The sequence below is a fragment of the Pseudomonas fluorescens genome (assembly GCF_000967965.1).
GTDB lineage: Bacteria > Pseudomonadota > Gammaproteobacteria > Pseudomonadales > Pseudomonadaceae > Aquipseudomonas > Aquipseudomonas grandcourensis.
Window position 1 is genome coordinate 21,997 of sequence record NZ_LACC01000026.1, and the last position, 25,575, is coordinate 47,571.

Below are 25,575 nucleotides of genomic sequence, written 5' to 3' on the forward strand. Positions count from 1 at the left end.
TGGAAAGCCTTATATGGACGACGTCATGAAAGCAATAAATGAGCTATACCCGCTAATTCCCCCCATTGCAGTTCTTCAACTCAGGAGTTTGGCAATGAAGCTCAGAACCTCACTGGCCGCACTCATGGTTGCGGCAAGCCTTTTCGGCTGCACCACTTCATCGACCCACGGCGTGAACGTCAACCTGGTCGCCACCCGGCAAAACGCCGGCCAGATCGGCACCGTCACCTTGACCGACTGGGACAAGAAAACCGGGCTCAGTTTCTTCATCAGCGGTGCTCCAATGGGGGTTACCCTGCCCCTGCGTCTTTACTCCTTCATCAATAATGGCAGCTGCGAGCAACCCGGGTCAGTCGCCTACGCGATGAACGACACCGTCAACACCGAACGCCAGCCCGTACGCGGCTGGTCTTTTACCAGAACCGCGCCTGTGCCGTTGCAAACCCTGGTTGACGGCAAGTATTCGGTGGTCGTGCGAACGGCTTCGACCGATGGCAACGTCGATATCTTTTGCGGGGATATCAAGGCAACAGAACCGGTGAAATAGCCGCGGCCGATTCAGGTCGGCTCACGCCCCGGTACCGCTCGTGCCACCGGTTGTCCGGTGCGAGCGGTGGCGTCGGGTGAACGGAACCGGGGCCGGCGGCAACAACCGGTAACAAGCCTGTCATTACTCACTGATAACGTCCAAGCGCTTTCCCGAACCGCATCCGCTCGATCTCTGATCGCCCGGTTCCCTGTACCAGGGCTTTGCCCATCCGCTCAAGGTGCCACTTCAGGTGTACGCAAGCACGACGCGCAAGCAAATCATCATCAGGTCCAACGACATGAGCTGCGACGACTTCGGCGCGTTGTTCTCGAGCCTGTTCGGCAACCTCTATTGCGACTCTCCGCCGCCGCCGAAAAACATCATCATCGGCGGGGTCTACGGCCGGCACGAAGGTGTCAGTTTTCGTCGCATGCACTATCGCGGTGACTTCACGGTGGCTTTTCCCGCCCCCCTTGATGAAATCACCTTTGTCATTCCCACCGCCGGGAAGATCATCTTCAACCACGTTACCGAGTCGGTCGGTTTCGCGCAGATCGGCCTGGCGATCGACAAAGCCGAGGTCCGCTCGGCGCGCTTTGTCGACAACCACGCACAGCACGGGATTTCGATCAGCCGCCAGCTGATTACCGAGCGCCTGTCGACGCTGCTGGGCAAACCTATCCTGCAAAAGGTCCATTTCGAACCTGTGGTGGACCTGAATGTGTCGGCCTTGCAGGGCATCCGGGCGTTGATTGAACTGGCCACAGGCACCGAGTTCGACCTGCTGATCAACACAGGTTCGCTGATGCCTTCGCGCCTTCGCGAAATGCTGGTCGATGCGGTACTGGAAGCCTGGCCGCACAACTTCACCGAAGCTCTTCAGCGCCCTTCCCCACTGATAGCGCCACGGCATGTGAAGCTGGCCGTCGAGTACATCCAGGAGCACCCCGACCACCTGGCCAGCGGCACCGAGCTGGCGCAATTGACCAACGTCAGCCTGCGCGCATTGCAGGAAGGTTTTCAGCGTTTCATGGGCACCTCGATCGTTGCCTATCAGCGCCAGGTCCGTCTGGAGCGCGCCTTTGCCGCGCTGTCCCAAGGGGTGTCGCCGTCGGTGACAGACGTGGCCTTGCAACTTGGCTTCAGCAATGTCGGCCGGTTTTGCCAGTATTTCCAGAGTGCCTACGGCATCAGCCCCGCAGACGTGAGAAAGGGCCTGCGAACGCGGCCGATAGCGACCAATTGAGACATTGTGGGAGCGAGCAAGCTCGCTCCCACAAATTGCCTTAACTGATCGTCAGAACAGATAACTGGCCTTCAGCCCGCCATTGAAGCCGTGGCTGTCGCCGCCGCCGCTGGCGCCGACTTCTGCCCCCACGCTCCACGGGCCAAGGTTGGCCATGACGTTGACGCCACCGGTGAACTGGTCACGGTTGTCGAAGGCGGCTTGCTGTTCGATGTCCAGGCCCAGCAGTTGCCCTTCGCTGTCGACTTCATGGTCGCCCAACACATGCTCGTAGCCCACTTGCACGCCCGGCACCACTTGCCAGGCACCGAGGCCGACAGGTGCAAAGGATGCGTTGAGGTTGGCCACCGCGCTCTTGCGGGTCTCGTGGATGCCGTCGACATCCAGGGCCAGCTCGCTGCCTTTTTCCTGGAAGCCCGACAGGTTGACGTGGCTGATCCGCACGCCGAGGCTCGGCTCAAGGGTCACGCCGTTTACCGGTACACGGTAACCGAGCGCCAGGGTCGCGCCGGTGAGGTTGCCATGGCTGTCGCCCTTGGCCGTGCCCAGACCACCGCCCAATTCGCGCTTGCTCTCGTAATCGAGATAGCCGGCGCTGGCATCGGCATCCACAAACAGGCCGCGCTCCAGGCCGTTCGGGGCAAAGCGTGCGCCGACGCTGAAGAAGGTCAGGTCGGTATCGGCCTCGCCACCTGCGCCACCGACATTGCCGCTGCTGTAGCCGAAGCCGGCATGGGCGCTGAGCTGTTCGGAAAAGCGCTGGGTCAGGCCGATCATCATGCCCTGGCTATGCTCGTTGCTGCTGGAGGCCTGGGACGAACCATCGGTGCCCAGATACCCCGCCAGAGCGGTGCTCCACAGGCGATATTGCCCGGCCTTGAGGTCGATGCCACTGGTGAACGGCGCGCTGGCCTGTTCGATCATCGCGCCCTGGCGCAGCAGATAGCTCGCGGCGTCGGCATGCACCTGACCGCCGACGGTGGACTCGACGCCCCCGAGGCTGCGGGCATCGATGGCCGACTGCAGGTAGTAGTTGTAGGCGCTGTAGGTGCCCGACAGGTTGCTGTTCTGCAGTTGTTGCAACAACTGCGCGCCGGCCGCGGCGTTGCCGGCCAGGTCCGCTGCGCCAGGCAGGCTGTTGTAGAACACCATCTTGCCGCGCAGCACGTAGATGGTTTCCTGGGACAGGCCGAGGCCTTCCTTGAGGTAGTTGTCCATCGTGCCGTATTGCGCGGTCACCTGGTCCAGGCCGGCTTGCAGGTAACTGGCCTCCACACCGATCAGCGGCCCATAGATGGTCGCCAGGCTCGGAGGCAACGCCGCCAGGGTCGCCTTGATGCGCGCGGCGGTGTAGTCGTTGGTCGCCAGGTAGTTGCTCATGATGGTGGCATCGTCGACCCCGGCGATGCTTTGCAGCACAGCGGCGGTCCAGCCCGTGCGGTCCTTGCCGGCGGTGCAGTGGAACAGCGCGGCGCCGTCAACCGTGGCGAGCTCATTGAACAGCTGGTTGAACTCGCTGCGCATCCCCGGGTTCCGGACGAAATCACGGTTGGTGTCCTGCATCATGGCGGTGGCTTCGGCGGCACTGTGGAACGCAATGTTGGTGACGTTCGCACCCGACGTGGAGCCGCCGATGATGTCGATGTTGGTGTACGTCGCTCCCGTGAGCATCTTGTCGGGCGTGGCGGCGATCTCGCTGGGCGTGCGCAGATCGTAGACCGCCTTGATGCCCAGGCCGTTGAGGGTCGCCAGATCCGCCGCCGACGGCGTCAGCGCGTTGGAGCGGTAAAACACCCCGCCACGCATCGTACCGTCATTGGCCGTGGTGTACGCGGTGGTGAGACCGGCGACATCGCGGAAGTTGTCGATGCTCTTCAGGCGCGGGGTGTTGAGGGGGACTGTCTCGGCAGCTTGGGCGGCAGCGATGGACAGGCTCAAAACAGACAGCGAACACACAAGTCGTTGGAACACAGTGCAGCCTCATTGAAATCGCGTTGGGCTGACTAATATCTACATTGAAATGGCGCTGAACATGACAAATCGCCTGCAAACGCAAATCACTGCGCGATGTGTCCAGGTGGCTCGTTTTCTGTCCGTGTAATGCCCATTGTGCTGGCGGAAAACGAGATGCGCGGTGGTCGCCGATCAATTTCCAGGCATAAAAAACCCGCCTTGCAGCGTAATGCTGTTCACTTAAGGACGAACACTGTATCTCTGGCGAGGGAGCTTGCTCCCGCTGGGGCGCGAAGCGGCCCTAAAATGGGACTGCTGCGCAGTCCAGCGGGAGCAAGCTCCCTCGCCACAGGTTACTTATTGCTCGCTCTATCTCTTAAATGAACGGTATTACGCCTTGCAGCGGGTTTTTTGCTTTTCTAGAAACTGATCCGTCGTCGCGAACTCAATGGGTTTTTTTCGAGGTCGACAGCCCTGCTTTGCTCAAGCCTTTGGTGTTGTGCTCACCCGGCGTCGAGGCCGAAATAGCCCTGGCCTTGGAGATGCCGCGAGTATCCTTGGAATGGGCGATGCCTGAGGTCGTGGTGCCATGACCGTTGTCATCGTTGCGCTCACTACCGTAGTGGTTCCCGCTCAGGCCATGGTCGCGCACGGATTTGCCGGCATGGTCGCTGTCCAGCCCGTTGCCGCGGCCGTTACTGCCGGAGTGGCCTGTACCGGCGTGTCCGCCACCCATGCCGCCGCCGTGGCCTGCGCCGTTTCCACCGCCATTACCGCCACCATTTCCGCCGCCATTACCACCGCCGCCACCGCCGCCGTTTCCGCCGCCACCGCCACCGCCACCGCCGTCTTTCGCGTAGGCGGAACCCATGATCGACAGGCCACTAGGCAGCAAAGGGGCGGCTGCAAGCATCATGGCGCATGACATTACAGCAACGAGACTCTTGTTTTTAAAAAGCATGATTGCTTCCGTAGGAGGTTGATATCGCGTGACGTATGACGCGATATCCCTCCAACAGTTCAAGTACCACGACAGACGGCTGGAGCACCTTGAATCAGCGGGAAGACTACCTTCCACACGTCAATCAAACGCACCGTCGAGAATTTCATAGACAAGCCCGGTGGCCAGCGCAACCAGGATCAGGTCCGTGCCGACTTGCTGCCATTCGTAGCCATCATAGTGGGGCAGCCTGCCGACCAGTCGGCCATCCAGTTTTTTGGCGATGCCGGGTGGAAGCGGCTTGCCTCGGGCAAGGTTCTTTTGAATACCCGGTGGCAAGTCAGGCCCGGGGCTCCAGTAGCCGGTATTCACGCCAATGATCTCGAGCACGCTGCCCCGGTTGATGCTCGGGCCATTGCTCCAGTCCCCGCCACCGCCGGAATTCTTGTTCTTGTTGCCATGACCACCCTGGTTGCCATGGTTGGCCTTCCCGTTGCCCTGGCCGTTACCGGGATCGGCCAGCGCCGTCACCGAGCCACAGACCAGAGTCAAACAGGTAACAGCTGCAATCAATGATCGAGTCCTGAACATGATTCATTCCTTCGTGGTGGGGAATAGTCCCTGAAATTTAGACGTTATAGACGAAGTTGGTTCCATGAAGTCACCCACCGCCAAACCGTCTACGCTCATCCGATCGAAGCCTTGCCGGCGTTTGCCGATGGATGGGGCTTGTCGATTATATGCAACTCACCGCGCCTCCTCATCACACATCCCTGACATCCGAAAAACATGTAGGAATTTACCCCCCGTGGCGAGGGAGCTTGCTCCCGCTGGGCTGCGAAGCAGCCCTCATCCATTGCAACTCATTTCCTCAGACACACCGCAGTGCCCGGTTTTACGGCGGCAGAGCCGCCGAACGGGAGCAAGCTCCCTCGCCACAGGGGGCTTTTGGCGTCCTACAGGCCGGTTGCAGCCGTCGAAATGGATGCCTAATGTGCGCCGGTCGCTGACTTGAGTTGGCGGTTGGGTTTCGCAGCCCAAACAACACACACCCTTACACCGTCAAACAACAATTCTGGCAAACTTCGCCAGCATTACGTTTTATGGCGGTTGTACGTGGGAGATCTTCGGATCTGCCGGGTTTTGGGTTGTGGCTCGGTCTGCGAACCTGCGTATAACTGCCACCTAATTGTTTCGCAGCAAAAAGGTGGCGCTTCATTAATTTTTTGAGTGAGCTTAAAAATGATGAACACCCCACACCGCCGCTTCACCCCAATGAAACAAATCGCCACCAGCTACCCCGTCCTCCTCATCGACAGCGACGCCCCGCTGCGCGAACTTCACAACTGCGCCGCCGAACGCCTCAACGCCGTCCTGCAATACCTCAACCTCATGGCCTGCACCAGCCTCCCCGACTACGCCGAAAACGACATCAACACCGTCACCAACATTTCGCGGATTCTGCTTCAGGATGTGCGGGATGTGTTTGGCGTGATCGAGCAGCGGGGGTTTGAGGGGCCGAAGAAGCAGTGACATTTTTCAAGCACAAAAAACCCGCATTTCTGCGGATTTTCAATGACCACCGTTCAGTTGGCTACAGAAGCCATCAGCAGACTGACGCACCGGAACTGTTTTTGAATACCGTCTAAAAAATTCATCTCCTCCGCCGATGGGTAATTGCACTGACTTGACCAGTTGTTTGCATAGGACCTGACCAGCTGTTTGCATGGGACTTGACCATCACGCTGCGTGGCCATGACCGGCAGAGAACGACCCGTAGCGGTCTTTGGCGGATCTCGAGAGTTAATCTCTGACCATCCGCTTTTTGGCTGCAGATCACGATTGGCTGTTCTCGAAGCCAAATGGTCCGTAACGGCGGCGCGTAAATACTCCGGAACTGAATCTGAGCTGCTCAGCTGCGCAAGGGGATGCTGGCTTATTGTGATCTACACTCCCTGAGCGCGTGAGTAGGCGCTTCGCCACAAGAAGTATTCAAATTATTTCACCGTGGCCATGAAGGCCCACGGGCCAGCTTGCTCAAACTAACGAGGTAGAAATGAACAGGAAGTTTAACCGGGGCTGGACAATGGCTGCGGCACTCGTCGTAGTGGGTTCAACGCTTTTTGCGGGGTGTGCGAGCAAGAACGATCCGATCACGCAGGCAGATAAGGCGGATGAGGCCAAGGGCGTGCCCGCGCCGAGTCTGGAGCAAACCAAGGCGATCGCCGAGGAAGGCTTTATCTACGGCTTGCCGCTGGTTATGAATTACGCCGTGATGAACGAATTCGCGGTGGACTCCAAGTCTAGCCAGTTCAAGGCCCCCTTCAACCAACTGCACAACGATCATCGGGTCGCGACACCGGCTGACACCGCCATCATTACACCCAACAGCGACACGCCGTACTCGATACTCTGGGCCGACCTGCGTGCAGAGCCACTCGTGATTACCGTGCCGGCCGTCTCCAAAAAGCGCTACTACTCGGTGCAACTGATCGACGGCAACACCTACAACTACGGCTACATCGGGAGCCGGGCAACTGCCAGCGCGCCCGGGAGCTACATGATTGCAGGCCCCGACTGGAAGGGAGCGACACCTCCAGGCATCGAGAAGGTGTTCAGCTCCACGACTCCCTTCGCACTGACCCTGATCCGGACCCAGCTGTTCAATCCGGCGGACATGCCAAATGTCGAGAAGTTGCAGGCGGGCTATAAGATCCAGTCGTTGTCCGCCTTCCTCCATCAACCTGCGCCGCTCGCTGCGTCGAAGATTGATTTCGTGCCGGCCACCACGGATGGCATCAAGGCCAACTTCTTCGAGTACCTGTCGGCCGCGCTGCAGTATGTGCCAGCATCGGATGACGACAAGGAGATCCGGGCCAGGCTGGCCAGTATCGGCGTAGGTCCTGGACGGAACTTCGAATTCAAGGACCTCTCGCTCGAGCACAAGGCCGTGGTCCTGCTCGGGATGAAGGCCGGCGACGAGAAGGTCGACAAATTCCTCTCGAGCGGAATGAAGAATATCAACGGCTGGAGTGTTGGCGCGTTCTTCGGCGACCAGGCGTTCTACAAAGGCGACTGGCTGATGCGGTCTGGCGCCGCGAAGGCTGGTCTGTACGGTAATGACGCCGCCGAGGCGATGTACCCCATTACTCGTACCGATGGCAATGGCCAGACGTTGAATACCGGCAAGCACAGCTACACGCTCACCTTCCCCGCCGGCAAATTGCCGCCAGTCAATGCCTTCTGGTCAGTGACCATGTACGACGGCAAAAGCCAACTGCTGATCAAGAATCCGATCAACCGCTACCTGATCAATTCGCCGATGCTGTCGGCCATGAAAAAGAACGCGGATGGTTCACTGACGCTGTACATCCAGAAGGATTCGCCGGGCAAGACCAAGGAGTCCAATTGGTTGCCCGCGCCTGACGACACGGCCTATCTGGTGATGCGCCTCTATTGGCCGAAAGCCACGCCACCTTCGATTCTTCCCGCGGGTGAGGGCAGTTGGCAGCCACCGGCGCTGGTGGTATCGAAATAGTGCGACTCTTGCGATCTGCTGGCACTCGCCGTAGGTCGGTGTAGGCCAGTGCTACCTTTTGGCCAATAGCAGCCGATCATGAAGGGCTGCTATTGGCCGTTCTCTGCCGATCATGGTTACAAAGCGTGCTGGTCAAATCCGATGCAATCGGTGGTCAGGTCGAACGCAAGCGGGTGGTCAAGTAGAGTGCAATTTCGCAGCTGATTCATTTAGACTCGACTGTTGGCTCATGGGGCCAGGCCAAGCCCTGTAACGGATATCCAAGACAGCTTTTCATGAAAAAAATAATCAGTTATTTGCGAAATAGTTACTGGAAAAGATGGATTCGCAAACACAAATGCAAAGTGGCGGGCGGTTTATTGTCACTGCACAAAAGAACGACACTGACCATAGAAGAAGGCGTGACGCTTGGGAATGTGGTCATAGAGTCGAAAAAGCTGGAAATCGGTGCCCATACCTATATCCGCAGTGACTGCTTCCTTTCGGCGGTCTCCTCCATTGGCAGGTTTTGTTCCATCAGTAGCAGCTGTTTTATCGGCCAGCAAAAGAGCTCGCATCCGTTGGACTGGCTCAGTTCACATCCCTTCCAATATACCGACACGGCGCTGGTTTACGACCCGGAGGTTGTGGACATCACGATTGGGCATGACGTCTGGATCGGCCATAGCGCGATGATCCTGGAAGGCGTGACCATAGGCACTGGCGCTGTCATTGCAACTCGCGCCCTGGTTGCCCATGACGTGCCACCGTACGCCATTGTTGCCGGCACCCCGGCAAAAGTCGTCAAGTATCGGCACACACCCGAGTTGATTGAGGCGCTGATCGACAGCAAGTGGTGGGATGTTGATGTCGAGGTGCTCAAGACATTACCGCTCAATGATCCGCAAGCCACTTTGGCTCTGTTGGCCACCCTGCAGAAAGAAAACCGCGCCGACTATCAACAGATCGAAGTAACCCGCAAAGGGTGCAGTATTTCGTCTTGAGCAGCGGGAATGACCAGCGCTGCACTTCAAGATGCCTGGCAGGCACCCGATTCGAATGATAAAAAAACCCGCATCAGATGCGGGTTTTTGACGGCTGGTTGTTGATGAACCCTGCCCGAAAAGCGCTTATCAGAAGTTCGCCGGTGTGTTGGCGCTGATGATTTCCGCCTCATCCGCCCCGATATTGCGAAACCGGTGCGGCAAGGTCGTCGGGAAGTAATAGCCATCCCCGGCGTTGAGCACGCTCACCTGGCCATCCACGGTCAATTCCACGGTACCCCGGGTCACCAGCCCACACTCCTCGCCTTCGGAATGCACGATCGGCTCTTCACCGGAGCTGGCGCCCGGTGCGTATTGCTCGCGCAGCAAACGCATCTGCCGGCTTGGCACGGACGCGCCGATCAGCAGCAGGCGCAGGCCATGGCGGCCGAGGTCGGGCTGTTCGTTGGCGCGAAAGACGTACTGGTGCTCGCGGGGTGGCTGATCAAAGGTGAAGAAGTCGGCCAGGGACATGGGGATGCCCTCCAGCAACTTCTTCAGGGAGCTGACGGAAGGACTGACCCGATTCTGTTCGATCAGGGAGATGGTTGCATTGGTGACGCCGCTACGCCGGGCCAGCTCGCGCTGGGACATTTTGTAGCTTTCGCGTACTAATTTGAGTCGTGAGCCCGTGTCCATGACAGCCTTATGTGCGTGCTACTTAAGGGTAATGGGGGTGGAGTGCAGGCGCGGATCACGCCGTTTTCCGGTCCCGGAAACGTGAAAGGCGGCTATTAAATCACGTTTGTTCGTAATGCTCAGCAGGTTCGATAAACGGCAGAAGAAAAGAACCGGTTGATGAAAATTCTCAGCCAAGACACAAGACCTGTGGGAGCGAGCTTGCTCCGGGCGGCGCTCCGACGATGGCGGCGGGTCAGTCAACATCAATGTCGAATGTCAGACCGCTATCGCGAGCAAGCTCGCTCCCACAAAGGGCGGCGGTGTTTCAGGGATTAAAAAGCCGGCAGCACCCTTTGGGGAGATGCCGCCGGCGAGGTAAAGCTTAGATGCCGAAACGGTCGCGCAGCGAGTAGTACACGGCGCCGAGGGCGGTCAACGGGGCCGAGAAGGTACGCCCGCCGATCATCGGCATGTGCGGCAGCGAGGCAAACGCGTCGAAGCGCTCGGCGTCGCCACGGATCATTTCCGAAATCAGTTTGCCGGCCAGGTGCGAACAGGTGACGCCGTGGCCGCTGTAGCCCTGCATGTAGTAGGCGTTTTTCTCGATACGGCCGAATTGCGGCATGCGTGACATGGTCAGCAGGAAGTTGCCGGTCCAGCGGTAGTCGATCTTCACGTCCTTCAATTGCGGGAAGGTCTTGAGGATTTTCGGGCGGATCAGTTGTTCGATGTCGTCCGGCTCGCGTGCGCCGTAGACCACGCCACCGCCGTACAGCAGGCGGTTGTCGGCGGTCAGGCGGTAGTAGTCGAGCAGGTAGTTGCAGTCTTCGACGCAGTAGTTGTTCTTGATCAGGCTACGCGCTTGCTGCTCCGACAACGGCTCGGTGACGACGATCTGCGAACCGCACGGCATGCTCTTGCTGGTCACGCGGTTGTCCAGGCCCTGCGGCAGGTAGGCGTTACCGGCGATCAGCAGGTACTTGGCCTTGACCACGCCTTTGGCGGTGCGCACGGTGATGGGCTCGCCGTAGGTGATTTCCACCGCCGCCGATTGCTCGTAGATCTTGCCGCCCAGGCCGATGATGGCCGAAGCTTCACCGAGTGCCAGGTTCAGCGGGTGAATGTGGCCGCCCTGCATGTCCAGCAGGCCGCCGACGTAGGCATCGGAACCCACTTCGCGCTTGATGTCAGCCGCGTCGAGCATTTTCAGGTTCTTGTTGCCGTAGCGTTCCCAGCTCTTCTTCTGCTCGGCCAGGCCGTTGAGTTGCTTCTTGTTCATCGCCGCGAAGATACCGCCGGGACGGTAGTCGCACTGGATGTCGTAGTGCTGTATGCGCTGACGGATGATGTCGGCGCCTTCAAAAATCATGCTGCCGAGGATTTCGGCAGTCTTGTCGCCGTAGCGCTCTTCAATGACATCGACGTCGCGGCTATAGGAGTTGACCAGTTGGCCGCCGTTGCGACCGCTGGCGCCGAAGCCGACCTTGGCTGCTTCGAGCACGGTCACGCTGTAGCCCGCTTCGGCGAGGAACAGGGCCGAGGACAGACCGGTGTAGCCGGCGCCGATCACGCAGACGTCGCAGTCCACCGCCCCTTCCAGCACCGGAAAATCGCCGGTGAAGTTGCGGGTGGCGGCGTAGTAGCTGTTTACATGCTGTTGGTTAAAAGAGTCTTGTTTCATACATTTCTCCGAGGGTCGCCGACAGCGTGTCGGCGGCCGTCGCTGTAAAGGTGTTAGAGCTTGATCCAGGTCGCCTTGAGTTCGGTGTACTTGTCGAACGCGTGCAGCGATTTGTCCCGACCGTTACCCGACTGCTTGAACCCGCCGAACGGCGCGGTCATGTCGCCGCCGTCGTACTGGTTGACCCAGACGCTGCCGGCACGCAGGCCACGGGCGAAGGTGTGGGCCTTGCTCAAGTTGCTGGTCCACACGCCGGCGGCCAGGCCGAAGATGCTGTCGTTGGCAATCGCCAGGGCTTCATCGAAGGTGTCGAAGGTGATGACCGACAGCACCGGGCCGAAGATTTCTTCCTGGGCAATGGTCATGGCGTTGGTCACACCGTCGAAAATCGTCGGTTCCACGTACTGGCCACCGGTGTCTTCGAGGGTGCGGCTGCCGCCGGCGATCAGTTGGGCGCCCTGCTCTTTGCCGATGCCGATGTAGCGCAGCACGTTGTCCAGTTGACGCTGGTCGACGACCGCACCGACGGTGGTTGCAGGATCCAGCGCATGACCTGGTTTCCAGGCTTGCAGGGCTTCCACCAGCAATGGAATGAACTGCTCGCGAATCGAACGCTCCACCAACAAACGCGAACCGGCGGTGCAGACTTCGCCCTGGTTGAAGGCGATGCCGCTGGCCGCAGCCTGTGCTGCCGCGCGCAGATCCGGCGCGTCGGCAAACACCACGTTCGGGCTCTTGCCCCCGGCTTCGGCCCAGACGCGTTTCATGTTGCTCTGCCCGGCGTAGATCATCAGCTGCTTGGCAATCGCCGTGGAGCCGGTGAAGGCCAGCACGTCGACGTCCATGTGCAACGCCAGCGCCTTGCCGACGGTATGGCCGTAGCCCGGCAGGACGTTGAACACGCCTTTCGGGATGCCGGCATCCAGCGCCAGCTGCGCGATGCGGATCGCGGTCAGCGGCGACTTTTCCGAAGGCTTGAGGATGAACGAGTTGCCCATCGCCAGGGCCGGAGCGAATTTCCAGCTGGCCATGATCAGCGGGAAGTTCCACGGCACGATGGCCGCGACCACGCCGACCGCTTCGCGAGTCACCAGGCCCAGTTGATCCTGGGGTGTGGCGGCGACTTCGTCGTAGATCTTGTCGATGGCTTCGGCGGTCCAGCGGATCGCGTTGGCGGTCGCTGGAATGTCGATGCTCATGGAGTCGCTGATCGGCTTGCCCATGTCGAGGGTTTCGAGCAGGGCCAGTTCTTCCTGGTTCGCCAGGATCAGATCGGCGAAACGGATCAGGATGCGCTTGCGCTCGGCCGGGGCCAGGTTGGCCCATACGCCGGATTCGAAGGTACGGCGCGCCACGGCGACCGCCGCATTGGCGTCGGCTTCGTCGGTGCTGGCGACGTTCGCCAGGAAACGACCGTCCACGGGGCTGATGCATTCGAACGTCGCGCCGCTGGCGGCTGCGCAGTACTGGCCGTCAATGAATGCGCGACCTTCGATGGTTAGGGACTGGAAGCGCTGCTCCCAATCGCTGCGAGTGTTTGTCATGGTTGTGACTCGACGCAGGGGAATAGATGAAGGACGAGCGAACGCCCATCCATCAAAACTTGGTAATCCGACCCCTGTAGGAGTGAGCCTGCTCGCGATAGCGGTGGATCAATCAGCATCACTATTGAATGTGATGACGCTATCGCGAGCAGGCTCACTCCTACAGGGATTTGAGTGGTTCTTTAGACCGTGTGCAAGTACCAGTTGTACTCAAGGTCCGAGATGGAGTTCTCGAACTCGGCCAGCTCGCTTTCCTTGCACGCCACAAACACGTCGATGTACAGCGGGTCGATGTACTTGGCCATGACTTCGCTGTCGTCCAGCTCGCGCAGTGCGTCGCGCAGGTTGTTCGGCAAGCTCTGCTCGTTCTGCTCGTAGCTGTTGCCTTCCACCGGGGCGCCCGGTTCGATCTGATTGGTCAGGCCGTGGTGCACGCCGGCCAACACCGAAGCCATCAACAGGTACGGGTTGGCGTCGGCACCGGCCACGCGGTGTTCGATGCGCACGGAGTCCGGCGAACCGGTCGGCACACGTACCGCTACGGTACGGTTGTCGATGCCCCAGCTCGGCGAGTTCGGCACGTAGAACTGCGCGCCGAAACGACGGTACGAGTTGACGTTCGGGCAAAGGAACGCCATCTGCGCCGGCAGGGTCTCGAGCACACCGCCGATCGCGTGTCGCAGCGCGGCGTTCTGCTCGGGATCCTCGCTGGCAAAGATGTTGTTGCCTTCTTTGTCGAGAATCGAGATGTGCACGTGCAGACCGTTGCCCGCCTGGCCCGGATACGGCTTGGCCATGAAGGTGGTGTCCATCTCGTGGTCGTAGGCGATGTTCTTCACCAGACGCTTGAGCAGGACCGCGTAGTCGCACGCCTTGATCGGGTCAGCCACGTGATGCAGGTTGACTTCGAATTGCGCCGGGGCGCTTTCCTTGACGATAGCGTCAGCCGGGATGCCCTGCTCTTTCGCGCCTTCGAGGATGTCCTGCAGGCAATCGACGTATTCGTCGAGGTCGTCGATCAGGTACACCTGGGTCGACATCGGACGCTTGCCGGATACCGGCGAACGTGGCGATTGCGGACGACCGTTCACGTTGTCCTGGTCGATCAGGTAGAACTCCAGCTCGAACGCCGCGCAGATGGTCAGGCCCATGTCGTCGAACTTGCGCACGACATTGGCCAGCACTTCACGCGGGTCGGCGAAGAATGGCTGGCCTTCGAGTTCGTGCATGGTCATCAACAGTTGCGCGGTTGGGCGCTTCTGCCAGGGTTCGATGCTCAGGGTGCCGGGGATCGGGTAGCAGATCCGGTCGGAGTCGCCGATGTCCAGACCCAGGCCGGTGCTTTCCACCGTGGAACCATTGATGTCCAGAGCAAACAGGGACGCCGGCAGGTTAATGCCTTTCTCGTAAACCTTATGAAGACTGGTGCGCTCGATGCGCTTGCCGCGCACCACACCGTTCATATCCGCAATCAGAAGGTCGACGTACAAAACCTCAGGATATTTCTTAAGGAATGCGTTTGCTTCGTTGAGTTGAACGGTACGCAGAGGGACCGACATGTTGCACCTATTTAGCTGTTAATTATTATGTTCACTGCCCTTTCACGAGCCCAGTCAATCCGAAAGGCAAAGTGAAGTCAATAGCGAACACCTGGCCGTTCAGCGTTTATTTTCGGGCCTTTCAGAAGGACGGGAGTGCCAGGTACGCCCTCAAACACGCGTAAACCCTGAAGATCGGACGTTCGGCGTTTAGAATTTTTTACATGAGAGTTGTTAATTAAAATCAACAAGGCTAAGCTCCAGAAAAGCTCGTTCAAGTGTGAAACTTCGAGGTGATAAAAATGGCATTCAAGCCATTGATCGGCGTTACTGCATGCGTCAAACAGATTGGCCTGCACCCCTACCACATCAGCGGTGACAAGTACTTGCGTGCTGTCAGCGTTGCCGCGCTAGGGCTGCCTGTCGTTATTCCTTCCTTAGGCGACCTGACCGAAATCGATGACCTGCTGCCGCAGCTCGACGGTCTGTTGCTGACCGGCTCGCCGTCGAACGTGGAACCCTTCCACTATCAAGGCCCCGACAGCGCCCCCGGTACGGATCATGATCCGGCACGGGATGCCACCACCCTTCCCCTGATCCGCGCCGCTATTGCAGCGGGCGTTCCAGTGCTCGGCATCTGCCGTGGCTTCCAGGAAATGAACGTGGCGTTCGGTGGCAGCCTGCATCAGAAGGTCCATGAACTGCCGGGCTTCCTCGACCATCGCGAGGCCGACCATCCGGACCTGGCCGTGCAATACGCTCCCGCCCACGGGGTGAACGTGCAGCCTGGTGGTGTGTTCGAAGCGCTGGACCTGCCTGCGGTGTTCCAGGTGAACTCGATTCACAGCCAGGGCATCGAGCGCCTCGCGCCCGGTCTGCGCGCCGAAGCCGTCGCGCCCGATGGCTTGATCGAGGCGATCTCGGTCGAGCACAGCAAGGCCTTCGCCCTCGGCGTGCAATGGCACCCGGAATGGCAAGTGCTGAACAACCCTCCTTATCTGAGTATTTTCCAGGCGTTCGGCGAAGCCTGCCGGCAACGGGCGGCACTGCGTCACTCGAGCTGACGAACTGATACCCACATTCAACGATTAACTGCCCAACGCGAGCGGGCAGGCGCTTTTGCGTGCCCCGCTCGCGAAAACAACACACTGCAATAACAACAAGTACGACCAGGCAGCCAGGATGGCGGCGCCGAATAAACCCGAGCGGTATGGGTGAGTTCGATCAGCAAACGCAAATCCCTGTGTTCTGACCGAAGTCCCCGATACGGGTTTGCAATCCACTATTAAGCCGGGCCGTGTTGGCCGGGCGACTGAAACCTGTTGGGAGTTTCACATGGCAAACGCCTCCAGCATCTACAGGAAGGCTCTTGAGGGTCACCAGGCACCGAAAAAGGTGTTGGTGAAAATCGATCGCGTCACCAAGAAATTCGACGAAACCACCGCTGTGGACGATGTATCCCTGGAAATCCACCAGGGTGAAATCTTCGCCCTGCTCGGTGGTTCCGGTTCCGGCAAATCGACCCTGCTGCGCATGCTCGCCGGTTTCGAGCGCCCGACCGAAGGCCGGATTCTGCTCGACGGCGTCGACATCACCGACATGCCGCCGTACGAACGACCGATCAACATGATGTTCCAGTCTTACGCGCTGTTCCCGCACATGACGGTGGCGCAGAACATCGCCTTCGGCCTCAAGCAGGACCGTTTGCCAGCGGCCGAAATCGACGCCCGGGTGCAGGAGATGCTGCGTCTGGTGCACATGACCCAGTACGCCAAGCGCAAGCCGCACCAACTGTCCGGTGGCCAGCGTCAGCGCGTGGCCCTGGCTCGCTCCCTGGCCAAGCGTCCGAAGCTGCTGTTGCTCGACGAACCGATGGGCGCACTGGATAAAAAGCTGCGCTCGCAGATGCAACTGGAGCTGGTGGAGATCATCGAGCGCGTCGGCGTGACCTGCGTGATGGTGACCCACGACCAGGAAGAGGCCATGACCATGGCCCAGCGCATCGCGATCATGCACCTGGGCTGGATCGCCCAGATCGGCAGCCCGGTGGACATTTATGAAGCACCGGTCAGCCGCATGGTCTGCGAATTCATCGGCAACGTGAACGCCTTCGACGGCACCGTGGTCGAGGACCTGGAAGGTCACGCGATCATCCACAGCCCGGACCTGGAGCAGAAGATCTACGTCGGTCACGGCGTCAGCACGTCGGTGCAGGACAAGTCGATCACCTACGCGATCCGCCCGGAAAAACTGCTGGTCAGCACCGTCAAGCCGGAGAACCGCTACAACTGGTCCGCCGGCAAGGTGCATGACATTGCCTACCTGGGTGGCCACTCGGTGTTCTACGTCGAGCTGCCTGGGGGCAAGATCGTCCAGTCGTTCATGGCCAACGCCGAACGCCGTGGTGCGCGTCCGACCTGGGACGATCAGGTCTACGTGTGGTGGGAAGACGACAGCGGCGTGGTACTGCGCGCATGAAAACCTTCAATCAGCAATTCCTGAGGTGGGTCCCCAGCGGGCGCAAGTTCGTCATCGGGATTCCGTTCATCTGGCTGTTCCTGTTCTTCATGCTGCCGTTCTTTTTGGTGATGAAGATCAGCTTCTCGGAAGCGGCCCTGGCCATTCCGCCCTACTCGGAGATCTACACCTTCGCCGAGCAGAAATTCCAGCTGATGCTCAACATCGGCAACTACTCCCTGTTGGGCCAGGATGAGCTGTACCTGTCCGCCTACCTGGGTTCGTTGAAGGTGGCGTTTTTCAGCACTGTGATGTGCCTGGTGATCGGTTTCCCGATGGCCTACGCCATCACCAAGGCCAGCAAGGAAGCGCAGAACGTCCTGATGCTGCTGATCATGATGCCGACCTGGACCGCGATCCTGATCCGCGTTTATGCGTGGATGGGCATCCTCAGCAACAACGGCCTGCTCAATGCGTTCCTGATGTGGACCGGGCTGACGTCGCAGCCGATCGAGATCCTCAACACCAACATCGCCGTCTACATCGGCGTGGTGTATGCGTATCTGCCGTTCATGGTGCTGCCGCTGTACGCCAACCTGGTCAAGCACGACCAGAGCCTGCTGGAGGCCGCATCGGACCTGGGTTCGAGCACCTTCAACAGCTTCTGGAAAATCACCGTGCCTTTGGCCAAGAACGGCATCATCGCCGGTTGCATGCTGGTGTTCATTCCGGTGGTCGGTGAGTTCGTGATTCCGGAACTGCTGGGCGGCCCGGAAACTCTGATGATCGGCCGTGTGTTGTGGCAAGAGTTCTTCAACAACCGCGACTGGCCGGTGGCGTCTGCCCTGGCGGTGGTGATGCTGTTGATCCTGATTGTGCCGATTCTGCTGTTCAACCGCAGCCAGGCCAAAGAGATGGAGGCACGGGGATGAAACGCTTCGAATTTTCAAAGTTCATGCTGATTTTCGGCCTGTCGTTTATCTACCTGCCGATGCTGATCCTGGTGATCTACTCGTTCAACGCCTCCAAGCTGGTGACGGTGTGGGGTGGCTGGTCGATCAAGTGGTACGCCGGTTTGCTCGACAACAGTCAGTTGATGGGTTCGGTTCTGCGCTCGCTGGAAATCGCCTGCTACACCGCCATCGCGGCAGTGGCACTGGGTACCCTGGCGGCGTTCGTGCTGACTCGCGTTACGCGCTTCAAGGGCCGCACGCTGTTCGGTGGCCTGGTCACCGCGCCGCTGGTGATGCCTGAAGTGATCACCGGCCTGTCGCTGTTGCTGCTGTTCGTGGCCATGGCGCAGTTGATCGGCTGGCCGGTGGAGCGTGGCATCGTCACCATCTGGATCGCCCACACCACGTTTTGTGCCGCTTATGTTGCGGTGGTAGTCTCCGCCCGCCTTCGCGAGCTGGACCTGTCCATCGAAGAAGCGGCCATGGACCTGGGTGCGAAGCCGTTCAAGGTGTTTTTCCTGATCACCATTCCGATGATCGCGCCGTCACTGGCGGCCGGCGGCATGATGTCGTTCGCCCTGTCGCTCGATGACCTGGTGCTGGCAAGCTTCGTGTCCGGCCCGGGTTCCACGACCTTGCCGATGGAAGTGTTCTCGGCGGTGCGCCTGGGCGTGAAGCCCGAGATCAACGCCGTGGCCAGCCTGATCCTGTTGGCAGTGTCGATCGTGACCTTCATGGTCTGGTACTTCAGCCGCCGTGCCGAAGCCACCCGCAAGCGCGCGATCCAGGAAGCCATGGACCAGACCGCCAGCGAATCCTGGCAGCAGCCTGAAAAGAAAATGCTGGAAGCCACGGCCTAGTCGTCGCTGCTCAGTTAACTGTGGCGAGGGGGCTTTTGTGGCGAGGGGGCTTGCCCCCGTTGGGTCGCGAAGCGGCCCCAAAACCGGAATCCGCGGTGTTTCAGTTACACCTAACGCACTGGTTTTACGGCTGCTGCGCAGCCGAACGGGGGCAAGCCCCCTCGCCACAAAAGCTCGCTCGTCACAGGTTTTGTGTTCACTGTTTTTGAATAAAAAGAAATGGAGTTGTACCGATGAAAATGTTTGGCAGGACTCTGCTGACACTGTCCTTATTGGGCGCAATCGCCACTGGCGCCCAGGCCAATGACAAGGTTCTGCGCGTCTACAACTGGTCGGATTACATTGGCCCGGATACCGTCAAGAAGTTCGAGGACGAGACTGGCATCCAGGTGACCTACGATGTCTTCGACAGCAACGAAACCCTTGAGGCACGCCTGCTGGCAGGCAAATCCGGCTACGACATCGTCGTGCCGTCCAACAGCTTCCTGGCCAAGCAGATCAAGGCCGGTGTCTATCAGGAACTGGACAAGTCGAAGCTGTCGAACTGGAAAAACCTCAACCCGGTGCTGCTGAAAAACGCCTCCGCGAGCGATCCCGATAACGCCCACGCCATCCCGTACATGTGGGGCTCGATCGGCATCGGCTTCAACCCGCAGAAGGTCAAGGAAGTGCTCGGCGCCAACGCCCCGACCAACTCCTGGGACCTGCTGTTCAAACCCGAAAACGCCGAGAAGCTCAAAGCCTGCGGCATCAGTTTCCTCGACTCGCCGACTGAAATGATCCCGACCGCCCTGCACTACCTGGGCTACCCGGTGAACGATCAGAACAAACAGCACATCGCCGAAGCCGAGGCGCTGTTCATGAAGATCCGCCCGAACGTGGCGTACTTCCATTCGTCGAAATACATCTCGGACCTGGCCAACGGCAACATCTGCGTGGCCGTCGGTTACTCCGGCGACGTGCTGCAGGCCAAGGCCCGCGCCCAGGAAGCCGGGGACAAGGTGAAGATCGACTACAGCATCCCGAAAGAAGGCGCCGCCAGTTTCTACGACATGCTCGCCATCCCCCGCGATGCCGCCAACGTCGAGAACGCGTACCTGTTCATGAACTTCCTGATGCGCCCCGATGTGATTGCCGACATCACCAACAGCATCGGCTACAGCAACGCCAACGCTGCGGCCACGCCACTGGTCGATGAAGCGATCCGCAACGATCCGGGCTCCTACCCGCCGGAAGCAGTGATGGCCACGCTCTATGCCGTGCCGGACCAGCCGATCGCCGTCCAGCGGGTCATGACCCGTGGCTGGACCAAGGTGAAGTTAGGCCAATAATCCAGAACCCCACACTTAATCGGTGGGGGTTCAACACTTTCCGTTCACGCAGCGCCTTACCACCGCTGCCTCTCCTGCAAGTAGAACGGTCTCACCTGGCTCCCTCGGCTCAGGTGAATTTTGGCGCCCTCGGGCGCTTTTTTTATGGGCGGTCAGAATCAAGCAGCGGCCATTCCGCCAGTGCCCGATAACGTCCCTTGTGGGATTCGAACAAGGTGAACCGGTCGGCACGCAGGAAGAATTCCGGCGCCGTTGCGGACTCCGGCACCGGCGCCCGATAGTCCCGCGCCAGGGTCAGGTGCGGACGGTATTCCCTTGGGGCTTGCTCCAGGCCGAACGGCAACATCGCCTGTTCCAGGGCATACACCAGGCGCAGCAATGCCGGGGGCGCCTGCTTCGGCGCGAGTACCAGCGCCCCGGCCCTGCGCCACACGTCCAGCCGGTCCAGCACCACCGTCAAGCGCTCGCCCGGTGTGCGGATCGACGCCGCAGCGGTGCAGATCTCGGCAACCTGCGCCACGCCCACCGCCCCCAAAAACTTCAGCGTCAGGTGAAAATTTTCCGCCGGCACCGGCCGTCCATTACGCAGTTGCAGCGCACTGCGCCACTGCGCTATCTCCCGACGCTGGGCCGGGGAGCAGTTCAGCGCAAAGAACAGCCGCTTGAACGGCTCGCGGGATTCGTCGTTCATGCAGGGCACCTCGTGGGAAGACTGCCTGAGTGTACTCAACACCTGCGTACCGGCCAGCGCATTTGTGGCGCCGTGGGACATGCGCGTTATAGTTCCAGGGGGTGTTCTCAATTAGTTTTCCCGTCGTGAAAACTAATTGAGAACGCCCCCTAGCATCCCGAAAAACCGGAGGGGGCCATGCGACAGATCATCAGCAAGGAACCATGGTGGGCCAGCCCGCCCGAGCCCGGCCAGGATGAACTCAAGCTGGAATGGGGCTGGCTGGTGCATTACAGCGAAGGCGAGCCGCGCTTCGAGTTCATCCGCGAGCGGCCGACGGACGACGAGATCCGCCAGCGCAAGAGTTGCAGGATCACCCCGACGCCGGAGTGACCCTGCGTGTGGCGTCAGGCCTGGAGGAGTACTTCGAACCCGCCGTAGACCATGCGCTGGCCGTCGAAGGGCATTGGATTGACGTCCGGCTTCATGCGCGGGTCCTGCATCATCCTGTCCATCCCGGCATTGCGGGTGGCCTTGTCCGGCCAGATGATCCAGCCAAAGGCCACGGTTTCGCCGTCCTTGAGCTTCACCGACATTGGAAACGAGGTGACCTTGCCTTCCGGGACATCCTCGCCCCAGCATTCGACCACGCTCAAGGCACCGTTTTCCTTGAAGACCGAGGCGGCGATTTTGGCGTGCTTGATGTATTGCTCACGGTTGGCGGTGGGTACGGCAGCGATAAAACCATCGACGTAAGACATGAGTGCTCTCCTTGGGTCATGGGGTGTGCTGCTGGATAGTCGGTTGCGCTGGCGTCCGATCGACAGTGCCGGTGCTCAAACCGACCGGCGGTGCAGTACGGTCCGCCAGGCTGCCTTCGATCTGCGCCGCCATGTAAAGCGTGCAGGCCATGACGCCGCTGGTCGGGCTCTGCACCAGTTTGGTCCAGGCCTTGTCGAAGGTATTGCCCAGGCTACGGCGAATCAGCGCCTCGCTATCGGGCCGGTCAAAGGCCTGGATGAATGCGCGAATGCCAGCCACCCCTAGCGTGATCAAGCCACCGGCCAGTTTCCCGGTCGCTGCGGCCACGGCGCTGGCGGCCCCGCGCGGGGCCATCTCGGCTTCCATCCGCCGGCTGGCGCGCCTGGCCACCGGCGCCATCGCGGTGTCGGTCGAGCCCACCCCCTTGTCGCCACCGGCCTTATGGACTTTGTCTATCAGCGCGGCGAAGGCCGGCAAGGAGTTCAGCGGTTCGGTGTGCACGACCTGGTACAACGAAGCGTCCCTCGTCGGCGGAGGCCCGAGGGCGATGGCCGGGACTTTCTGGATGCGCCCGTTGAGTTGGGCCATCGGCACGCCGTGGCGGTTGGAGATTTTCTGCAGCTCTTCCTTGAGGATGTCGACATAGAACGCCGCTGCCAGGCCGAGAATCGCATCGGGATCGACTTCCACGGCTACCGGCGCCAGGACCTTCTCCTGATAGGCTTCGAGCAGGTACGCCGCCAGGCGTTTTTCCACGGAGTCCTGCTCACCCTTGGCGCTGACGGTGTACCAGCTGACCTTCATCGACAGCCATTCCTGGGTCCAGTAACTGCTGAACCACGGAATGAAATTCTGTTCGGTCAATTCATAGACCCGTGTGCGCCAGTATTCCATGGCGCCGCGGGCGTAGATTTTGGTCTCCTCGGTGGCCGCCTGCGACGCTGCGACGATCTCCCGGTCCACTTGTTGCCAGGTGCTGGCAGGAACGATGACCGGTGCCACTTCCACCGGCGCGCGCACAGGCGTGGCACACCCCGCCAACACCACCAGCACGGCAATGATCAGCGAACGCAGGTTCAAGATAGCGGCTTCCAGCTGTTGGCACCAGGCGAAATGCCCGACACGCGAAACTTTCGGTTTAAGTATAGGTGGCAGTCTCCCGGAGCCCGCGAAAGGGCCCGCATCAACAGCGAAAAAACCACCATCACTTGCGTTGATAATCACCATCGCCGCGATTGCCTTCCGCTTGATGGCCGTCAGCGTAGGATCGATCCCAAGCCAACACGAAACCCCGAATCGGAGGGGAACTTCATGCTGATCCATCTGCTGACCTGCCTGGCCCTGACGGCGTTCACATTGGGTGTGTTTGCCTGGTACGTCCTGAGCGAGGAGCTAACATCATGATTCACACTGTCACCCTCGCCGTACGTTTTCCGGTGTTCGGCAACAATTTCTACGCGCAGGAATTCGAGTCACGTAAAGAGTTGACTCTGCTGTTCGACGAGAAGTTCGAGGCGTTGCTGATCCCGGCAGCCGATCATCACTTCAGCAACGAAGTGGTCGGGCTCAATGATCAGTTCCGGTTTTTGAATGACGTGCTGGTCGGGCATCTGCTGGATGTCGAACTGGCAAAAGGCTCGGCCCGTTCGTTCGGGTTCTGACAGCGACCGCCGGTCGCCCGGGCACGGACGGCACCGCTCACAACGTTCGCTGACTGTTGCCGATCCCCTTGGCAATATCGATCCCCCAATCCATCGCCGCTTCCATGTCCAGCATGTGCGGCCGTGGATCGTGGTTTTCATCGATGGTCGAGCCGTCCGGCCGATAGACACCGATGAACATGCCCAACGAACCATCCTTCAATATCTCGGCCTTGACCTTGATGTTGCATCCGTTCGATAGCGTTTCCTTGTGCTCCATATGGCGCTCGGTCATGACTGCATTGCTCCCCTGACTGAATTCAAACCCTACTGGCCATGCTAGCTCAGCCCCCGGAACTGCGCCGACCCGCTGGACCGGAGGGCCTGCCCTGACAGCGGCGCAATGCCACCTATACTGAAGACCACCTCCCCCCAGGGGATCTGCACGTCCAACAATAAAATGCAGAGGTGGAACATGGTCTGGCAGCAAGTCTACGATCCGTTCGGTAACCCGGTGCTTTCAACGCTCATGGCGGCTGTGCCGGTGGTGGTGATGCTGGCGTCCCTCGCGTTTTTCCATGTCAAGGCGCACCTGGCGGCGTTGCTCGCCCTGGCCTCGGCCTTGCTGATCGCGATATTCGCCTTCGGCATGCCGGCGAACATGGCAGGTTCGGCGGCGCTGTTCGGTGCGGCCAACGGTCTGCTGCCGATTGGCTGGATCGTGTTGAACATCATCTTCCTGCATCGCCTGACCACCGAGAACGGCTCGTTCAAGGTGTTGCAAGACTCCCTGGCGCGCATCACCGATGACCGGCGCCTGCAATTGCTGCTGATCGCCTTCTGCTTCGGTGCGTTTTTCGAAGGCGCGGCCGGTTTCGGTACGCCGGTGGCGGTGACCGGGGCGATTCTGATCGGGCTGGGCTTCTCGCCGCTCGCCGCTTCAGGGCTGGCGCTGATCGCCAACACCGCCCCCGTGGCGTTCGGCGCCCTCGGCACGCCGATCATCACCTTGGCCAAGGTCACCGGGCTGGATGAAATGGAGCTGTCGATGATGGTCGGCCGGCAGTTGCCCTTCTTCTCGGTGCTGGTGCCGTTCTGGTTGATCTGGGCCTTTGCCGGCTGGCGCAAGATGCTGGAAATCTGGCCGGCGATCCTGGTGGCCGGGGTCAGTTTTGCCGTGCCGCAATTCCTGGTGTCCAACTTTCACGGGCCGATGCTGGTGGACGTGATCGCCGCACTGATTTCCATGGCCTGCCTGACCGGTTTCCTCAAGGTGTGGAAGCCGGCCACTGTGCACACTTCCGCCGCCCTGTCCGGGCGGGTCGACGACTCGAAGATCGACGTCGAGCACGACGAAAAGCCTGTCCCCACTGCAACCTTTGCCAATGAGGCAAAACCGGCAGTGATGCGGGCGTGGATGCCGTGGATCATCCTCACGGTCTTCGTGTTCATCTGGGGCACCCAGAGCTTCAAGAACACCTTCGACACCCGCCCGGCGATTGACCCGCAAACCAGCTCAGCCAAACTCGATCCGCAGGGCAAGCCGATGCGCGAGGCGAACCCGCTGTTTGCGCCGGTCGTGACCTTCACCACCCTGCATTTGCAGGTTGAGAAAGTCCCGCCCGTGGTGGCCGCGCCGAAAACCGAAGAGGCGGTGTACAAGTTCACCTGGTTCACCGCCACCGGCAGCGGCATTCTGCTGTCGGCGATCATCGGCGGCTTGCTGATGGGTTACTCGATCCCGCAACTGATTCACCAGTACCTGCGCACCCTGTGGGTGGTGCGTTACTCGCTGATCACCATTGCGGCGATGCTCGCGCTGGGCTTCCTCACGCGTTACTCGGGGCTGGATGCGACCATGGGCCTGGCCTTCGCCGCGACGGGCATTTTCTACCCGATGTTCGGCACCCTGCTCGGCTGGCTCGGCGTGGCGTTGACCGGCTCGGACACCGCGTCCAACGTTCTGTTCGGCGGCTTGCAACGGGTGACGTCCGAGCAGTTGGGCATCAGCCCGGTGTTGATGGCCGCCGCCAACAGTTCCGGCGGGGTCATGGGCAAGATGGTCGACGCCCAGTCGATCGTGGTCGCCTCCACGGCCACCCGCTGGTACGGCCATGAAGGGGAAATCCTGCGCTACGTGTTCTTCCACTCGATTGTGCTGGCGATCCTGGTCGGCGGCCTGGTGTCGTTGCAGGCCTACGTCGCGCCGTTCAGCCATATGGTGGTGGGCGGGCATTGAGTCTGCGCACCCTGCTCCCAACGCTTGCAACGCCCGGGTTCCTTCACCCGG

Annotated in this window: 24 protein-coding genes; 13 read left to right on the forward strand and 11 right to left on the reverse strand. The window is 60.1% G+C overall.

Going from position 1 to position 25,575, the window contains the following annotated elements; all coding sequences use genetic code 11:
- The first annotated feature begins 94 nt into the window (after positions 1-94).
- Both VC35_RS21225 and VC35_RS21230 read left to right on the forward strand, forming a co-directional pair.
- Positions 95-547: a hypothetical protein gene (locus tag VC35_RS21225; RefSeq protein WP_046042397.1), complete on the forward strand. Its 453-nt coding sequence runs from the start codon at positions 95-97 to the stop codon at positions 545-547.
- A 280-nt stretch (positions 548-827) separates the two neighbouring features.
- Positions 828-1,775 carry an AraC family transcriptional regulator gene (locus VC35_RS21230; RefSeq protein WP_223466685.1) on the forward strand — a complete coding sequence of 316 codons (948 nt, stop codon included), beginning with the start codon at positions 828-830 and terminating at the stop codon, positions 1,773-1,775.
- Positions 1,776-1,826: 51 nt separating this feature from the next.
- On the opposite strand, the gene VC35_RS21235 is transcribed toward VC35_RS21230, so the two are convergent.
- From VC35_RS21235 to VC35_RS21245, 3 genes are all read right to left on the reverse strand, one after another.
- Entirely contained in the window at positions 1,827-3,746 is a 1,920-nt protein-coding gene (locus VC35_RS21235) for a tyrosine-protein phosphatase (RefSeq protein ID WP_046042399.1), read from the reverse strand.
- Positions 3,747-4,173: 427 nt separating this feature from the next.
- Positions 4,174-4,689, reverse strand: a complete 516-nt coding sequence (locus VC35_RS21240; RefSeq protein ID WP_046042400.1) for a hypothetical protein — start codon at positions 4,687-4,689, stop codon at positions 4,174-4,176.
- 120 nt (positions 4,690-4,809) lie between these two features.
- Complete coding sequence (locus VC35_RS21245) at positions 4,810-5,259, reverse strand: anti-virulence regulator CigR family protein (RefSeq protein WP_046042401.1); 450 nt, start codon at positions 5,257-5,259, stop codon at positions 4,810-4,812.
- A gap of 654 nt (positions 5,260-5,913) precedes the next feature.
- On the opposite strand from VC35_RS21245, the gene VC35_RS21250 reads away from it, so the two are divergent.
- The 3 genes from VC35_RS21250 to VC35_RS21260 all read left to right on the forward strand — a co-directional run bounded on the left by VC35_RS21250 (position 5,914) and on the right by VC35_RS21260 (position 9,189).
- Positions 5,914-6,201 carry a fructose-bisphosphate aldolase gene (locus tag VC35_RS21250; RefSeq protein ID WP_185754827.1) on the forward strand — a complete coding sequence of 96 codons (288 nt, stop codon included), beginning with the start codon at positions 5,914-5,916 and terminating at the stop codon, positions 6,199-6,201.
- A gap of 553 nt (positions 6,202-6,754) precedes the next feature.
- Positions 6,755-8,206, forward strand: coding sequence for a DUF1254 domain-containing protein (locus VC35_RS21255; RefSeq protein WP_185754828.1), 1,452 nt, complete (start codon positions 6,755-6,757; stop codon positions 8,204-8,206).
- A gap of 275 nt (positions 8,207-8,481) precedes the next feature.
- Entirely contained in the window at positions 8,482-9,189 is a 708-nt protein-coding gene (locus VC35_RS21260) for a CatB-related O-acetyltransferase (protein WP_080925358.1), read from the forward strand.
- Between the two features lie 129 nt (positions 9,190-9,318).
- On the opposite strand, the gene VC35_RS21265 is transcribed toward VC35_RS21260, so the two are convergent.
- From VC35_RS21265 to VC35_RS21280, 4 genes are all read right to left on the reverse strand, one after another.
- A complete protein-coding gene (locus VC35_RS21265; RefSeq protein WP_046042404.1) occupies positions 9,319-9,867 on the reverse strand; it encodes a cupin domain-containing protein in 549 nt (182 codons plus the stop codon).
- Positions 9,868-10,231: 364 nt separating this feature from the next.
- Positions 10,232-11,530 carry an NAD(P)/FAD-dependent oxidoreductase gene (locus VC35_RS21270; protein ID WP_046042405.1) on the reverse strand — a complete coding sequence of 433 codons (1,299 nt, stop codon included), beginning with the start codon at positions 11,528-11,530 and terminating at the stop codon, positions 10,232-10,234.
- Positions 11,531-11,583: 53 nt separating this feature from the next.
- The gene (locus VC35_RS21275; RefSeq protein ID WP_046042406.1) at positions 11,584-13,074 is read right to left on the reverse strand and encodes an aldehyde dehydrogenase; all 1,491 of its coding nucleotides are present in this window, start codon (positions 13,072-13,074) and stop codon (positions 11,584-11,586) included.
- 182 nt (positions 13,075-13,256) lie between these two features.
- Complete coding sequence (locus tag VC35_RS21280) at positions 13,257-14,633, reverse strand: glutamine synthetase family protein (RefSeq protein ID WP_046042407.1); 1,377 nt, start codon at positions 14,631-14,633, stop codon at positions 13,257-13,259.
- 281 nt (positions 14,634-14,914) lie between these two features.
- Here VC35_RS21280 and VC35_RS21285 point away from each other — a divergent pair, with 281 nt between their 5' ends.
- The 5 genes from VC35_RS21285 to VC35_RS21305 all read left to right on the forward strand — a co-directional run bounded on the left by VC35_RS21285 (position 14,915) and on the right by VC35_RS21305 (position 20,213).
- Complete coding sequence (locus VC35_RS21285; RefSeq protein ID WP_046042408.1) at positions 14,915-15,676, forward strand: gamma-glutamyl-gamma-aminobutyrate hydrolase family protein; 762 nt, start codon at positions 14,915-14,917, stop codon at positions 15,674-15,676.
- Between the two features lie 271 nt (positions 15,677-15,947).
- On the forward strand, positions 15,948-17,090 hold the full coding sequence (gene potA, locus VC35_RS21290) for a polyamine ABC transporter ATP-binding protein (protein ID WP_046042409.1): 1,143 nt from the start codon (positions 15,948-15,950) through the stop codon (positions 17,088-17,090).
- Entirely contained in the window at positions 17,087-18,001 is a 915-nt protein-coding gene (locus tag VC35_RS21295; protein WP_046042410.1) for an ABC transporter permease subunit, read from the forward strand. The genes potA and VC35_RS21295 overlap by 4 nt, the downstream gene beginning before the upstream one ends.
- Positions 17,998-18,882, forward strand: a complete 885-nt coding sequence (locus VC35_RS21300) for an ABC transporter permease subunit (protein WP_046042411.1) — start codon at positions 17,998-18,000, stop codon at positions 18,880-18,882. The genes VC35_RS21295 and VC35_RS21300 overlap by 4 nt, the downstream gene beginning before the upstream one ends.
- 233 nt (positions 18,883-19,115) lie before the next feature.
- Entirely contained in the window at positions 19,116-20,213 is a 1,098-nt protein-coding gene (locus tag VC35_RS21305; protein WP_046042412.1) for a polyamine ABC transporter substrate-binding protein, read from the forward strand.
- A 142-nt stretch (positions 20,214-20,355) separates the two neighbouring features.
- On the opposite strand, the gene thpR is transcribed toward VC35_RS21305, so the two are convergent.
- Positions 20,356-20,904, reverse strand: a complete 549-nt coding sequence (gene thpR, locus VC35_RS21310; RefSeq protein WP_046042413.1) for an RNA 2',3'-cyclic phosphodiesterase — start codon at positions 20,902-20,904, stop codon at positions 20,356-20,358.
- 177 nt (positions 20,905-21,081) lie between these two features.
- Between thpR and VC35_RS21315 the strand changes: the two genes are divergently transcribed.
- A complete protein-coding gene (locus VC35_RS21315; protein ID WP_046042414.1) occupies positions 21,082-21,276 on the forward strand; it encodes a hypothetical protein in 195 nt (64 codons plus the stop codon).
- A 14-nt stretch (positions 21,277-21,290) separates the two neighbouring features.
- Here VC35_RS21315 and VC35_RS21320 read toward each other — a convergent pair whose 3' ends face one another.
- Entirely contained in the window at positions 21,291-21,644 is a 354-nt protein-coding gene (locus VC35_RS21320) for a DUF1428 domain-containing protein (protein WP_046042415.1), read from the reverse strand.
- 16 nt (positions 21,645-21,660) lie between these two features.
- Entirely contained in the window at positions 21,661-22,725 is a 1,065-nt protein-coding gene (locus VC35_RS21325) for a lipoprotein (protein WP_046042416.1), read from the reverse strand.
- 320 nt (positions 22,726-23,045) lie between these two features.
- Here VC35_RS21325 and VC35_RS21330 point away from each other — a divergent pair, with 320 nt between their 5' ends.
- On the forward strand, positions 23,046-23,306 hold the full coding sequence (locus tag VC35_RS21330) for a hypothetical protein (protein ID WP_046042417.1): 261 nt from the start codon (positions 23,046-23,048) through the stop codon (positions 23,304-23,306).
- Between the two features lie 37 nt (positions 23,307-23,343).
- Here the strand turns inward: VC35_RS21330 and VC35_RS21335 are convergent, their stop codons facing one another.
- Positions 23,344-23,580 carry a hypothetical protein gene (locus tag VC35_RS21335; protein ID WP_046042418.1) on the reverse strand — a complete coding sequence of 79 codons (237 nt, stop codon included), beginning with the start codon at positions 23,578-23,580 and terminating at the stop codon, positions 23,344-23,346.
- Positions 23,581-23,760: 180 nt separating this feature from the next.
- On the opposite strand from VC35_RS21335, the gene VC35_RS21340 reads away from it, so the two are divergent.
- Positions 23,761-25,524, forward strand: coding sequence for an L-lactate permease (locus VC35_RS21340; RefSeq protein ID WP_046042419.1), 1,764 nt, complete (start codon positions 23,761-23,763; stop codon positions 25,522-25,524).
- The last annotated feature ends 51 nt before the right edge of the window (positions 25,525-25,575 follow it).